General features: G+C 69.1%; 9 protein-coding genes. 3 read left to right on the top strand and 6 right to left on the bottom strand.

Features of this window, described 5'->3' with window-relative positions; genetic code table 11:
- Nucleotides 1-165: 165 nt before the first annotated feature.
- Entirely contained in the window at nt 166-897 is a 732-nt protein-coding gene (locus tag KXZ72_RS09470; RefSeq protein ID WP_226080537.1) for an alpha/beta fold hydrolase, read from the bottom strand.
- Nucleotides 898-978: 81 nt separating this feature from the next.
- On the opposite strand from KXZ72_RS09470, the gene KXZ72_RS09465 reads away from it, so the two are divergent.
- Entirely contained in the window at nt 979-1,668 is a 690-nt protein-coding gene (locus KXZ72_RS09465; protein ID WP_226080535.1) for a helix-turn-helix transcriptional regulator, read from the top strand.
- 16 nt (nt 1,669-1,684) lie between these two features.
- On the opposite strand, the gene KXZ72_RS09460 is transcribed toward KXZ72_RS09465, so the two are convergent.
- Nucleotides 1,685-2,998 (bottom strand): MATE family efflux transporter, encoded by a 1,314-nt coding sequence (locus KXZ72_RS09460; RefSeq protein ID WP_226080533.1) that lies wholly within the window; start codon nt 2,996-2,998, stop codon nt 1,685-1,687.
- Nucleotides 2,999-3,085: 87 nt separating this feature from the next.
- Here KXZ72_RS09460 and KXZ72_RS09455 point away from each other — a divergent pair, with 87 nt between their 5' ends.
- The gene (locus KXZ72_RS09455; RefSeq protein ID WP_226080531.1) at nt 3,086-5,062 is read left to right on the top strand and encodes a M13 family metallopeptidase; all 1,977 of its coding nucleotides are present in this window, start codon (nt 3,086-3,088) and stop codon (nt 5,060-5,062) included.
- Nucleotides 5,059-5,982, top strand: a complete 924-nt coding sequence (locus KXZ72_RS09450; protein WP_226080530.1) for a serine hydrolase — start codon at nt 5,059-5,061, stop codon at nt 5,980-5,982. The genes KXZ72_RS09455 and KXZ72_RS09450 overlap by 4 nt, the downstream gene beginning before the upstream one ends.
- Nucleotides 5,983-6,663: 681 nt before the next feature.
- On the opposite strand, the gene KXZ72_RS09445 is transcribed toward KXZ72_RS09450, so the two are convergent.
- From KXZ72_RS09445 to KXZ72_RS09430, 4 genes are all read right to left on the bottom strand, one after another.
- Nucleotides 6,664-8,187: a hypothetical protein gene (locus KXZ72_RS09445; RefSeq protein WP_226080528.1), complete on the bottom strand. Its 1,524-nt coding sequence runs from the start codon at nt 8,185-8,187 to the stop codon at nt 6,664-6,666.
- Between the two features lie 94 nt (nt 8,188-8,281).
- Entirely contained in the window at nt 8,282-11,089 is a 2,808-nt protein-coding gene (locus KXZ72_RS09440; protein ID WP_226080526.1) for a hypothetical protein, read from the bottom strand.
- Between the two features lie 10 nt (nt 11,090-11,099).
- A complete protein-coding gene (locus KXZ72_RS09435) occupies nt 11,100-12,974 on the bottom strand; it encodes an HSP90 family protein (RefSeq protein ID WP_226080524.1) in 1,875 nt (624 codons plus the stop codon).
- A gap of 119 nt (nt 12,975-13,093) precedes the next feature.
- On the bottom strand, nt 13,094-13,816 hold the full coding sequence (locus KXZ72_RS09430; RefSeq protein WP_226080523.1) for an esterase/lipase family protein: 723 nt from the start codon (nt 13,814-13,816) through the stop codon (nt 13,094-13,096).
- Between the last annotated feature and the right edge of the window lie 49 nt (nt 13,817-13,865).

Genomic DNA, 13,865 nt, shown 5'->3' with positions numbered 1-13,865 from the left:
AATGGTTGGGGCCGGGGTTAAAGCCCTGATCAATTAGCCTCTTCCCCGCGTAGCGGGGGTGATGCCTGCAAAAACGCCGCCCGGGGGGCGGCACCCACGCTTCTCCCCGCGTAGCGGGGGTGGGCCCACCCCCGCCCCGGGCCGCGGAACCGGGCGGAGCGCGGGCTAGGCGGGCGCGGCCGCGGTGAGGAGCGCGGACGCGAGGTCCGCCGGGCGGCTCCACATCGGCCAGTGGCCGGTGGGGAGGTCCACGAGGGTGAGGTCGCGGAGGGTCAGGAGCTCGGCCATCATCGGGTTGCCCTCGCGGGCCAGGCGCATCGTGAGTTCCGCGGGATAGGAGCAGCAGATGATCGTGGAGGGCACATCGCGGCGGGCGTTATTTACGAGGGTTACCGGCTCGCGGATGATGGCCGCGGGCATCGGGACGGCGCATTGGCGGAGGAGTGCGAGGGTCGGTTCATCCAGGCCCTCGAGGCTCGCCGGGAGCTGATCAAACGGGGGCAGCGGGACCTCGTGGACCTCGGCGGGCAGCGCCGGGTTAAAGGCCAGGCCATCGGAAACGGGGCCGCTATCCACATAAACCACGCGTTCCACCAGCGTGGGCTCGCGATCCAGCAGCAGCGAGGCCAGAAAACCCGCTCCGCTATGCGCCACCAGGACAACGGTCGTGCCCGTTTCCCGCAGTGCCGCGATCTCCGCGCGCAAAAAATCGGCCTGATCCGCGAGGGTGCGGCCTGCGCGATCGGGATCCCGGGGATCCAACCCCGGCAGCGTCACGGCGGTCACGGTATGGCCTCCGGCCCGCAGCGAGGCGGTGACGGCATCCCAGGCCCAGCCTCCCAGCCAGTGGCCGGGAACCAGAATAAACGAGAGAGGGGTAGGGGTATCAGTTGTCATCTCCCCATCCTCGATCGCCGAGTGGACAGCAGTATGTCACTATTCATTTCACTAATTAGAAATCTCTGCAAAACTTGGTTCATGAATAGGACCGAGCGCCTCCACGCCCTCACCGAGACCCTGCGCCGCGCGGGCCCGCGCGGCCGCACGGCGCGGCAGCTCGCCGAGGAATTTGAGGTCACGGTTCGCACGATTAAGCGCGACCTCTCCGCGCTGGAATCCGGCGGCCTCCCCGTCTGGGGAAAAACCGGCCCCGGGGGCGGCTATGGCCTCACCGAACGCGGAACCCTGAGCCCGGTGAGCCTCTCCGCGACCCAGGCCCTCGCGCTGCATGCGGCGGTGGCCGCGGCCGCGCAGGCGCCGTTTTCGGACTCCGCCCGGGCCTCGGTGCGCAAGGTCCTGGACGTGCTTGACCCGGCCACGCGGCGGCGGGCCACCGCGCTCGCGGGCCGGGTCTGGGTGGATACCGGGCCCGCCCCGGAACGCCGCATCATGTCCGCGCTGGAGCAGGCGATGATCGATCAGGTCACCGTGAATATCACCTATGGTGATGCCCGCGGGCGCGAAACGCGGCGCGAGGTGGAGCCGATGATTTTTGCCCTGCGCTCCGGCACCTGGTTTCTGGCCGGCTGGTGCCGCCTGCGCGCGGATATTCGCTGGTTTGCGCTGTCCCGCATCCGCCGGGCCGACGCGACCCGCACCCCGTGTGCAGGTCACTCGATCGCGGCGATCGGGGAACCCCCGGCGCTCGCGCGTTCAGCCGAACTCTGAGCCGCGAACGCCCGGGCTAGACCCCCGTGCGCATCCACGCGGTGCCGCGGGCCCGCAGCCCGAGCGTGAGCGCGCGGGCCCCGATATAGCCCAGGGCGAAGGCCGCCGTGAGCCAGGCGAGCCCCTCCGCGCCGGCCGTACCCCGCGCCAGGACTGCGAGGGCCAGGGGGATAAAACAGGCGAGGTTAAGCAGGCCGGTCAGGGCTAGATAGCGGGCGTCACCCGCGCCGATCAACACCCCGTCCAGCACAAAAACAAACCCCGCAAGCGGCGCCCCCAGGGCCAGGATCAGCAGGCTCGGCACGAGCATCCGGGACAGCGCGGGATCGCTCGTGAGCAGCGGGCCGATCGGCCCGGAAAGCGCCGCCACGAGCAGCCCAAATACAGCGCCCGATCCGATCCCCCACAGCACGCAGCGGCGCAGCACGGCGCGCACCCCGAGCGGATCGGAGGAGCCCAGGCCCTTACCCACCAGCGCCTGAGCCGCGATGGCCAACGCATCCAGGGCAAAGGCCACCGTGGAGAAAATGGTCATCACCAGCTGGAAGCCCGCGAGCTCGCGCGTGCCCAGGCCCGTGGCCACAAAAATCGCCAGCAGCATCGCGGCCCGCAGTGCCGCCGTGCGCAGCAGCAGCCAGCCGCCCGCGCGCGCCGAGCCGCCGATGCCCGCGCGATGCGGGCGCGGATCGGCCCCCGTGCGCCGCACGTGCCGGGCCACCACCAGAAGATAGGCACCCACCATCGCCCACTGCGCGATGACCGTGCCCGCGGCCGAGCCCGCGATGCCCCATCCGGCCAGATAGATAAACGCGTAATTCAGGGCGATATTGGCGGCAAAACCCGCGCCGGCCACCCAGAGCGGCGTCATCGTGTCCTGGAGCCCGCGCAGCAGCCCGGTCGCGGCAAAAACCAGCAGCATCGCCGGGATCCCCGCCATCGAAATCGACAGATACGTGGTGGCCTGCGCGGCGACGCCGGGGGCGGCGTGAAATAGACCCACGAGTGTCGGGCTCAGGAGCGCGCCCGCGGCCCCCAAAACGATGCCCAATCCCAGCGCGAGCCACAGCCCGTCCACACCCACCGAGACCGCGCCGCGCTCATCACCCGCGCCGATGCGCCGCGCGACCGCCGGGGTGGTGGCATAGGCCAAAAACACCATGAGCCCAATGATTGTCTGCAATACCGCGGCGGCGAGGCCCAAACCCGCGAGGGGTTCCACACCCAGATGGCCGATCATCGCGGTATCGGCGAGAAGAAAAAGGGGTTCGGCAATCAGCGCGCCGAGAGCCGGAACGGCGAGCCGCAGGATGGAACGATTCAGGGAGGCCACGGAGTCCTACGCTACGGTACGCGCGCGATACCCGCCGGATATTACAAACCGTGGGCGCGTGTCGGCTGCCTAGATTACGCTGTACCTATGAGTGAATCGTCGCTGGCTTCCGGAATCGCTGTATCCGACCTCGATCGCGCCGTTCGGGCGCAGGACGACCTCTATAGGCACGTTAACGGTGCGTGGCTTGAGCGCACCGAGATCCCCGCCGATAAGGCGCGCTGGGGCTCGTTCTCGCTGCTCGCCGAGGAGGCCGAGGCGGCCGTGCGCGATATCATCGTGGAATCGCAGCACGCCGAGCCCGGCACCGAGGCCCGCAAGATCGGCGACCTCTACTCCAGCTATATGGACAGCGCCCATATCGAGTCCCTGGGGGCCACCCCGCTGGAGCCCACGCTCGCGCTCGTGGACGCCGTATCCGATATCTCCGCGTTTGTGCGCACGGCCGCGTCCCTGGACCGCGCCGGAGTGGGCGGCTTTTTTGGGGTCTGGGTAGATAACGACCCGGGCAACCCCGAGCGCTATCTGGTCATGATGCAGCAGTCGGGCATCACGCTGCCCGATGAGAGCTATTTCCGCGAGGAAAAATTTGCCGATATCCGCGAGGCCTATCTGGGTCATATCCAGAACCTCCTGGGCCTCGCGGGCCTCGACGATGCCGCCGGTCGTGCCCGCCGCGTATTTGACCTGGAAACCCGCATCGCCGCGCTGCACTGGGATAACGTGGCGGCGCGCGATAGCCAGGCCCAGTACAACCTCTTCACCTGGGCCGAGGCCCGCGCCGAGTTTGCCTCGGCCGGAGACCCCGCGCTTCTTGATACCTGGCTCGCGGGCCTGGGTGCCCCCGCCGGCGCCTTCGAGGAGCTTGTGGTGCGCCAGCCCAGCTATTTTGCCGGCATCGCCGGGCTACTCGTGGAGCCCGAGCTGGAGGCCTGGAAAGACTGGCTGCGCTGGAAGATCGTACACGGCTCGGCCGCGTATCTGGGCGCCGATATGGTCGAGGAAAACTTCGATTTTTATGGCCGCACCCTGTCCGGTGTGCCCGATAACCGCGAGCGCTGGAAGCGTGGTGTCTCGCTCGTGGAGGGCCTGCTCGGCGAGGCCGTAGGCAAGGTCTATGTGGAGCGTCACTTCCCGCTGGAGTCCAAGGCACAGATGGACGTGCTGGTGGCCAATCTGGTGGAGGCCTATCGCCGCTCCATCCGCACCCTCGAGTGGATGAGCGCCGAGACGCGCGAGCGCGCGCTGGAGAAGCTCGAAAAATTCACCCCGAAGATCGGTTTCCCCGATGTCTGGCGCGATTATTCCGCGCTTGCGGTGTCCCCCGATGACCTCATCGCCAATATTCGTGCGGGTGCCGCATTTGAGTTTGATCGCGAGCTTGCCAAGATCGGCAAGCCCATCGACCGCAGCGAGTGGTTCATGACCCCGCAGACCATCAACGCCTATTACAACCCCGGGTTTAACGAAATCGTGTTCCCCGCGGCCATCCTGCAGTATCCGTTCTTCGATCCGAAGCGCGATGCCGCGGCCAATTACGGCGCGATCGGTGCCGTTATCGGCCACGAGATTGGGCACGGCTTCGACGATCAGGGCTCGCGCTATGACGGCGATGGCAAGCTCACCGACTGGTGGACCGAGGCCGATCGTGCGGCCTTCGAGGAGCGCACTGCCTCGCTCATCGAGCAGTACAACGCCCTCGCGCCCGCACAGGTGCCCGATCACCACGTCAACGGCGCCCTCACGATCGGCGAAAATATCGGCGACCTCGGCGGGCTATCCATCGCCTGGGACGCCTATGTGCTCTCGCTGGAGGGCCGCGACCCCGCCATCATCGATGACCTCACGGGCGCCCAGCGCTTCTTCCTGTCCTGGGCCCAGGCCTGGGCACAGAAGTCCCGGGATGCCGAGGCCATCCGCCTGCTGTCCATCGACCCGCACTCTCCCAATGAGTTCCGGTGCAACCAGATCGTGCGCAATATCGACGAGTTTTATCAGGCGTTTAATGTGCACGAGGGCGATGCCCTGTGGCTCGCCCCCGAGCAGCGCGTGACCATCTGGTGACCCACGCACAGCAGGGGGTTACCCGGCGCTCGCGGGGGCGGGCGTCGGGACCGATCGCGCCCGGTAGCCGGCGCGCCCGTCGGGATGCCGAGATTTCCGACCGCGGTTTTGAACACGCCCTGGGCGCCCTCGGCACGCTCGCCCAGGCGGGCGTGCGGGTCTCCGCGCGCCTGAACGACCTCGCCACGGGCGAACCGCTGCTGCGGGTGGACGATTATTTTGTGGCGCAGACCGGCTCAATCGGCAAGGTTTTGCTGCTGATCGAGGCGGCCGTGCGCTGCGATGGTGGGCCCGGCCCGATGCTCGTTCGCGAACCCGGCGATGCCGCGGCCGGCGCGGGGCTCTGGCAGTCCCTCACCCAGGACCGGCTGCCGATGGCCGATGTGGCGGCGCTGATCGGTGCGCATAACGATCATTTAGCGAGCAATGTATTGCTTCGACAGGTGGGGTTGGAGGCCATGGCGCAGCGCGCCCAGGACCTGAAGCTGCGGCATACCCGGCTGCTCGACGGCGTGAGTGCGCGCTGGGATCTGCCGGGCCGCGCCGCGCTCTCGCGCTCCACCATGACCGAACTCAGCGAATTATTTTGGCGCCTGGATCGCGGCGAGATCGTCAGCCCCGAGATTTCCGCGCGGGTTGTGGGCTGGATTCGCGGCGGGGCCGACCTCGGCATGATCGCGGGGGCGCTGGGCCTGAACCCGCTCTCGCACGGGATCCCCAGCTATGGCCTGGAGGCCTATGCCATGGTCACGCGGGACCGCGGGTTGCGTGCCGAGGCCGGGGTGGTCCGCGGGGAGCGGGCCGGCGTGTGCTATTCGGTGAAGGCCGCGTTCACGGAGGATAACCTCAGTAGCGGTTATGCCGTGCAGGAGACGCTGCGCACCGTGGGCCTGGACCTGCTGGAGTATGTGAGCGCCTAGGCACGCGGCGCCGGTGCGCCATATGGCGATCCCGCGGCGGTGATCGCGGCGGTGCCGCCGCCCGCCCGGGGCGTGTGGCGACGAGCGCGCGGCCGGGGGTACTTGGCCGCCGGTGGGCGCGTGGTCCGGGAGTCCCTGCGGGCGTGTGCGCTCGCGGCGCGGAGACCGGGTTCTCCGCGGATATCGGTGGGTGCGTGACGGGCGAGCCCTCGCCCGGGAGCGTGAGCACGGAGCACGGGGGCCGCGGGATGAAGCGGATGCTGCTGGGCGCGGGATGCGGGAATCCCCGTTCGGGTCGTGAGTCCGGGATATCTGGGTCGGGTTTTATGCGAATGCCGGTGGACGTGTGGTGGGGGAGTCCTCGCCCGTGAGTGTGAGTGTGAGCCCGGGTGCGGAGGTCGTGGGGTTTATCCGGATGACGGTGGGCGCATCGCGGGGAATGCTCGCCCCGGGGTGTGGGCCCGGGGCGCACAGGCATCGGAGCTAACCGGGTGCCGGTGAGCGCGCGAAGCGGGAGTACCCGTGCGGGTGTGGGGCCGTAAGTTTATGCGGATGACGGTGGGCGCATGGCGGGGAATGCCCGGCCAGGGGTGTGCGTCCGGGGCGCGCAGGCAGCGGGGTAACCGGGTGTCGGTGGGCGGGCGAAGCGGGAGTGCCTGTCCGGGTGCGGAGGCCGCGGGATTACGCGGATGCCGGTGGGCCCGCGGGGGAGTCCCCGCCCGGAGGCCCGGGACGCGCGGCCCCCGCCCCGGTAGCACCAGCCCCGGTAGTCCCCGCCCCGGTGGCCCCCGTCTCGGCAGCACCCGTCTCGGTAACCCCCGGTGCAGGTGTCGGTTCCGTTGCGGGATCCGCGGGCACCGGCGGCAGCAATACCGCGGCACCCCGCGCCGGGGCCGCGAGCAGAAAAATACTCACGAGCCAGAGCAGGATTACGAGGGTCAGCAGGAGCCGCGAGGCCAGCGCGATTGCCGGGGGCAGATCCGCGAGGGCCCGCGGCAGGCTGGGCAGCCGGCCGGCGGGGGACGCGGGCGGCGGAAGCGCCACCGTGATCAGCACCAGGACCCAGAGGATCGGCGTGAGCGCCACATAGCCGGGCGGGAGCGGCAGCCCGCGGCGCAGGAAACGCCGCCGGGCAATCAGCGGACCCAGCAGCAGGCCGCCCAGCAGCGGCGGCAGGATATACAGCAGATCGGGGCCCATATTTTGGGGATGATCAAAAATCAGGCAGCGGGCGATAAAAACCAGAGGCGCGAGCACCACCATGATCCACCCGCCCCAGAGAACCCAGGCCCGGGAGCGCGCGGGGGCCGCGGCCGGCGCGGGCACGACCGGCGGCGCGGGCTGCTCCGCTGCCTCGACCCGCACCTGATGCCGCGCATGGCTCACCAGGATGACAATGCTGATGATCGCGGCCAGCAGCGCGAGCCGGGAATCCAGCGCGAGCGCGGGGGAGCGCATATTCCAGGTAGCCCAGTGGATCGCGAGCGGCCGGCCCAGCCGCGCCAGCTCACACGCCTCCAGGACCAAAAACACCACCGTGGCGACCACGCCACAGAGATAGGCCACGGGGAGTCGCCGCGAGGCCCGCAGCGGGCCCGAGACAACCGTCATCAGGGGGCCCACAAGCAGCGGAACACCCGCCGCGACCGTGCCCAGAATCACCCAGGCGGTGGTGGAGGGGTGTACCTGCGCGATGCGCGAGGAGACCGAGGCCAGGAAAGCCATCGCAAAAATATAGCCGCCGCCGAGCACCCACTGGAAGAGGAAGATGCCGCGCGGGAAGCCGCCGCGGCCGCCCGGCGACGACTGCACGTGGGCGATGAGGAACCAGATCGCCACCATCGGCGCGATGATCGTGATCAGATCCGCGAGCGGGGCACCGGGCGCGGGCCGGTTTGTGCTCCAGGCCTCGGACCAGAGCGCGAGGGTGGCCGCGAGGGACACCACCCAGCCAATCACCGAGGCCACGGCATAACCGGTGGGAACTGATTTTCGCAGCACACCCTCGCGCGTCACGAGGGTCAGCAGGGGACCGAGGAGAACAAACGGCAGATCGGTGACAAAGGACTGCGTGGCGACGCGGCCGTGGGAGCCGGCCAGGGAGGTTTGCAGCCAGAGCAGCAGGACCGGAACGATCCACTGGGCCACATAAAACACCCGGATGGTACGCGCAACGACGGGGGTCGTGGCCGCCTCGGTGCTCATTCGCCCATGTTACGGCGCGGGGCGCGCGTCAGCCTGTGAATTCGCCGAGGCGCGGCCCACCCCGTTCCGTGGGAGACGGGGTGGCCCGCGCAGACTATTCCCGCTCGGCGGCCGCGCGCGCGGCCGCGGCCTCCTCGTGTCGCTCGAGGCTTTCCAGGACCGACCCGAGTTCCAGGTTCAGCCCAATAAACGGCGGGGTGCCCGGCGCGAGGCGGTCGATTGCCGCGCGATACATCGGCACGGCCTCCTCCAGACGCCGGGACTCGCCGAGCGCCCGCGCCACAAAGAGCTCGGCCATGGCGGCATTGCCCTCGTCTCCGCAATCGGCAAAGGCGTCCGCTGCCCGCAGGGCCGCCGCGATGGCCTCATCGCCGCGGCCCAGCGCACCCAGCGCGCGGGCCGTGGAATCGGTGACCTCCGCGATCAGCCAATCGGCGCCCTGTTCGCGTGCAATCTGCTCCACGGCCGCCAGATCCTCCAGCCCCGCGGGATCGCCGTGGGCGGCGCGGGCCTGGCCCAGGCGATGCCGGGCCATCGTGGACATCGTGGCGTCCTCGGCCAGATCGGAGTGCGCGAGGGCGCGTTCGAGCACGGCAACCGCATCGGGATCATCAAACTGGGCCAGCAGCTGACCCAGCGTAATGCCGGCGCGGGCCGCGAGCGGATAGGCCTCGCCCTCCTCCGCGAGTTCAATCGCCTGGCTCAGTGCCCCATAGGCCAGGCCGTTCTCCTCGGCACCCTGCGCCGCCTGGCCGAGCCAAAACAGCGTCTCGGATCGCTGGGTTGCGGGAACCTCGGGGCCCTGCGCGCGGAAGACGGCGTCCAGGTTTTCCACGGCCGCGGCATTTTCGCCCGCCCAGTGCTGATAGCGGCCGAGCAGGAAACGCAGGGCGTTCTGCTCCTCGGATTCCGCGAGCCGGGCGTGCTCCAGCGCATATTCGATCCGCGCCGCGGCCTCGCCGTCGCGGTTATCATCGCTGAGCAGGTTGGCGGCGAGCTGGGCCGCCAGGATCACGCCCTCGCGCGAGCCACTCTCGGCCACAAGCGTGAGCATCTGATCGGCCAGGGCCGCGCCCTCGGAGGGCTCACCCGAGGCGCCGTGAACCTGTGCCCGCAGGCGCAAAACATTCACCCGCATCGGGGCCACCAGCGGGGAGGCGAGGAGCGTATCGAGGTGTACCACGGCGGCGGGCATATCGCCGTTATTCAGCTCCGCATAGGCGGAGACGAGGCGCGCGGTGACCCGCATCTGCTCCAGATCGTTGTCCTCCGCCAGCACCAGGGCCTCGGCCGCGAGCGGGAGTGCGGCGCCGTGCCGCTGGCCGCGCATGTGCAGATCGGCGGTGGTCAGCAGGAGATCGCTGAGCACAATCGCGGGGGCCTGCTCGACCCGGGCCCGCTCCAGTTCCGCGGTTAGCACTGGGAGATCCTCCTCGCCCGCGGCACCAAAAAGCAGCACCCCGAGCCGGTCCTCCACCGCGGCCTGGGCCTCGCGGCCCGCGGCCCGAAGCTCCTCGGCGCGCAGCGCGAGGAAGCCCGCGGCATCCTCCGTGCGCTCCAGCGTGAGCAGCGCCTGCGCCCCGCAGCCGAAGAGGCTCAACCGGGAATCCAGATCGCCATCCTCCACCGCGAGGCCACTGCCCACGGCGTCCAGGATGTCCTGCGCATTCTCGGTCAAAAACGATGCGCGGGCGCGACCCAGCCAATCGGCGGAGCTCACGGGCTCGGTATGGGTGGTCGGGGAGGGCGGCGTGAAGCGTTCGCCCTGCAGCGGCAGATCGTAGTGCTCCTCGGCCAGCGCCCGCGAACGGTTGAGACGTAGCGTGAAATAGTCGTTGCCATTGCGCGCATTAAATTCCGCGGCGAGGGTCTGTGCCCGCTCCCACATCCGCGCGGCAAGGTCGCTGGCGTTCCAGGGGCCGTCGTGCGGGCCAAAGAGCCCCAGCAGATCGGGGTTTTCAGCGCCGCGCACGGGGGTATCGCCCGCGCCCGCGGCGGTCACGGCATCCAGCAGCACCGCGATCGCGCTGGAGACGGAAAACAGGAGCGAGCGGTTAAGCGGGTCCAGGGTGACCTCGCCCAGCTGGCGTTCCAGGATCGATAGCCCGCGCGATTCATTGCCCGTAACCGCGCAGAAGACCAGGTGGTTGGCGATGATGCCGAGGCTATCGGGGGAATACCGGGCCACGCGATAGCTGCGCAGGTGTGCCCGGCGGGCATCGTCCAGGCGGCCCGCGCGCAGGAACGGCAGCAGCGCCTGGGCCTCGCTCGCCTCGGGCTCCTCGCCGCAGGTCAGGTGGCCGTCAAAAATCTCATCGTAGAGGCGCAGCGCCGTCTCATCCTCGCCCAGCTCGGAGAAATAGAAGGCATCCTCGCTGCGCACGCAGGCCTCGCAGTGGCTATAGTCATCGCGCGGAATCAGCTCGCGCTCCTCGCGATAGCGCCCGGCCGCGCGCAGCTCGCCGGTGTCCATCGCGGTCGCGAAGCGGCTCTGCAGGACCCCCGACTGGCTCACGCCCGCGCGGCGATAGCGCTCCGACATATCGGCATGGATGGCGTCGAGCTGGGAGAGCGGAAAGGAGGGGTTGGTGGCGAGGCGGCCCGCCATCCACTTGTACTGAAACAGCAGGTCATTGCCCTCGGAGATCAGCGGGAACCGCGCCGCATCCTCGTCGTTTTTTCCCACGCACCAGCCGAAGGAGGAGAACATCGCATCGGTATCGCCGGACATATGCGCCGAGGTGGTGAGCCGCAGCCGCAGCTGGAACGCCCGATCGTCATCGGCGGCCTCCTCGGCCAGCGCGAGGGCGCGCGCGATCAGGTCTCGTTCCTGGGGTCCGACAGGGGTGGTATCGATCTCCGCGATCAGGTCGTCAATGGCGGTGCTGGAGGAGGAAGACATGGGGTCCTTTCTAGAGGCCGATGCTGAGCTGGACAAGGTCGGTCATGGCGCCGGTCAGCAGCGCCCGGTCCGCGGGGGACAGGGGGCGATGCCCGGCGAGCATGGCCTGCACATAGAGCAATTCGATGCTGCGCCGGAAGACCAGCGGATCGTCCAGCGCGGCCAGGCGGCGAATCAGGGGGCTGTCCCAGTTCAGGCACAGCCGGGCCCGGGCGGCGGGGTCCTTCCCCGCGGCCTCGGCGTGTTTGGCGAGCAGGCCATCGGCGGTTCCGATCACCGCGGACCACAGCCCCGGCGCCATCTCGCTCGCCTTGCTGCGCTCGATGCGGCGCAGCACCTCGGGATCGGCCACATAGAGCGCGGGCAGGTCCGCGGGGGCAAAGCGGCGCACGGAGACCCTGGTCTCCACGCCGGAGAGTACGTCCTCGGCCCGGGATTCCAGCGCCACGGTCTCCCCGCGCTCGGAGAGATCGGGGGCCTCCAGGCTGTCGAGCTCGCCCGCGACATCCACGCGGCGCACGGAGGCGCCCACAAGCTCGGGGAGCCGGCGCAGCAGCGCGGCATCGTAGATATAGCCGCCGTTGACCACGGGCACATCCTGCGCGGTGATCGCGGCGATCTGCCGGAACTCATCCACCGTCTCGGTATAGCGCAGCTCGCCATAGCGTTCCAGGTATTCGGAGATTGTCATCTCGCCCGCGGAGGTCTCGATGCGCAGCCACGGCAGCATCAGCCCCGCGAGCTCATCATCATGCACGGCCATCGACTTCAGCGCAAGCTGATGCACCTTCACCAGTTCGGCGAGCTTATAGGGGCGGGTGGCGGCCTGCAGCAGGATCCAGCGGCGCAGCGCCTGCCCCAGCTCGGTGCGGGTATATTCCAGGGCGTCGTTTTCGACAAAGCCCTCGCGCGAGGCGGTGGGGGCCAGGCCGGTGGTATCGATCACGCAGCGCACAAAAAACGCCCACTCGGGGAGGAGATCATCCACGCGCTCGCCGAGGAGCATCCGGCCCAGATAAACGCGGTTGGCCTGCTTGGCCCCGGGCGGCGGGGCATAGGGCAGCACATAGGCGATGCCGCGGGTGCCGGTGCCGGGCACCACGAGTTCAATCGCGGCGAGGGGGCGCGCACCCAGAAGCTCGCGGCCAAGCTCCAGCTGGGCCTCCTCGCCCGGGGAGCCCTCGATCACAGGTTCCAGGAACGGCGCCGGGACCGTGAGCGTGGTCCAGGAGCGATCGGCCTCCTCGATCTGCACATCGAGTGGCAGATAGCGGCCATAGAGTGCGGCCAGGGCGCGCACCCGCTCGGGGCCCAGTAGCGCGGCATCATCGGGGCGCGGGCGCAGCGAGACCTCGGTCCCCACGGGCAGCCCGGCGGCCTCCTCCGCGCCGAGCTCGCGCACGCTGAAGGTGCCATCGGAGCGGCCGAGCCACTCGATCGGCGCGGAACCGTGGGCGTCGCGCGAGCGCACCATGATCTCATCGGAGACCATAAAACAGCTCAGCAGGCCGATTCCAAACTGGCCCAGGAAGTCCTCGCGGCGCAGGTTCAGGACCTCATCGCGTTTGGAGCTGCGCCCCACGGTGGAGAGCAGCTCCGCGGCCTGATCGGCGGTGAGACCCACGCCGTTATCGGTAAAGCGGAAGACCGGGTCCTCGGGGGTGGCCGGGCTGATGCGCAGCAGCCCCGCGGGGGCCTTTGCCTCGCCCGCGCGGGCGGCCACCGCATCGCGCCCATTTTGTAGCAGCTCGCGCAGATAGACCTGCGGGCTGGAATAGATATGGCGGCTGAGGAGATCCACGACGCCACGCAGGTCCACCTGGAATGGGCGGGCCCGGCCCGCGGCGGGCTCGGGCAGATCGGAGGCTGACTCGGCAATAGACACGTGGGGCTCCCTGCTGGCGACCAGGATTGGTTCTCGGCGGCTCGTGGCCACATCGGGTGGCCTCATTCCAGGCTAGGTGATGCCCTCCCGGTTATGCACATCCCGGGCTTGGGCTTCGCTCAACGCGTATCCCGTGCTGACGCATTTGGGGGAGTGGCGCGCAGAATCTCGGCCAGCGCGCGCTCCACCGCGTCCCGCGTTTCGATGCCGCGCAGGATGCGGAAATGCCCGGAAATGGGAACGGGGAGGTTGATCCCACCCGCGAGATGGCTGCCCTCGGTCACATGCGGATCATAGGGACCGTAGATGGATACGATGCGGGCGTTAAACTCGGCATGCCGGCCCAGGCCCACGATGGTGGAATTGGTGGGGAGGAATGCGCGCAGGCTCGGATCGAGGATATAGCGCGCATGCTTGGACCCGGCAAACGGGCTCGCGATGGCCACCACCCCGCGGATCTGCAGGGCCTCGCCGTGGGCCACCATGAGCTGCTTGCCGATCAGCCCACCCTTGGAATGGGCCAGCACAATCCGCCCCGCGGAGGGAACCGGCCCGCGGCCCAGGGCGCGCGCGAGGCGCTGAGCGGTCTCGATGATGGGCAGCAGGTTATAGCCCAGGCCGCGCACAATCGAGATCCGATAGCCCGCGCGGTGCAGCCGCTCCGCGATGGGTTCCAGGAAGGCCCAGGTCTCATATACGCCGGGCAGGATCAGGATCACGGGCAGGCGCGGATCGCCGTTGCGAAAGCGCCGCGGAAAACGCTGAAACGGGGCGCGCACATGCAGGGTCACGGCCAGTGCCGTATCGGCCAGCAGCACGCCGGCGCGCCGAAAAATATTCAAGCCCGCCCCCCTTTCTCCCGCACTGCGATTGTGTCAGGGTTTGCCGCCC

The organism is Mycetocola spongiae (genome assembly GCF_020424085.1).
Classification (GTDB): domain Bacteria; phylum Actinomycetota; class Actinomycetes; order Actinomycetales; family Microbacteriaceae; genus Mycetocola; species Mycetocola spongiae.
This window is presented reverse-complemented; position numbering and strand designations above follow the sequence as displayed.

Coding starts and splice junctions, on each gene's coding strand:
- KXZ72_RS09470 (WP_226080537.1), bottom strand. CDS start 897: ATGACAACTGATACCCCTACCCCTCTCTCGTTTATTCTGGTTCCCGGC.
- KXZ72_RS09465 (WP_226080535.1), top strand. CDS start 979: ATGAATAGGACCGAGCGCCTCCACGCCCTCACCGAGACCCTGCGCCGC.
- KXZ72_RS09455 (WP_226080531.1), top strand. CDS start 3,086: ATGAGTGAATCGTCGCTGGCTTCCGGAATCGCTGTATCCGACCTCGAT.
- KXZ72_RS09445 (WP_226080528.1), bottom strand. CDS start 8,187: ATGAGCACCGAGGCGGCCACGACCCCCGTCGTTGCGCGTACCATCCGG.
- KXZ72_RS09440 (WP_226080526.1), bottom strand. CDS start 11,089: ATGTCTTCCTCCTCCAGCACCGCCATTGACGACCTGATCGCGGAGATC.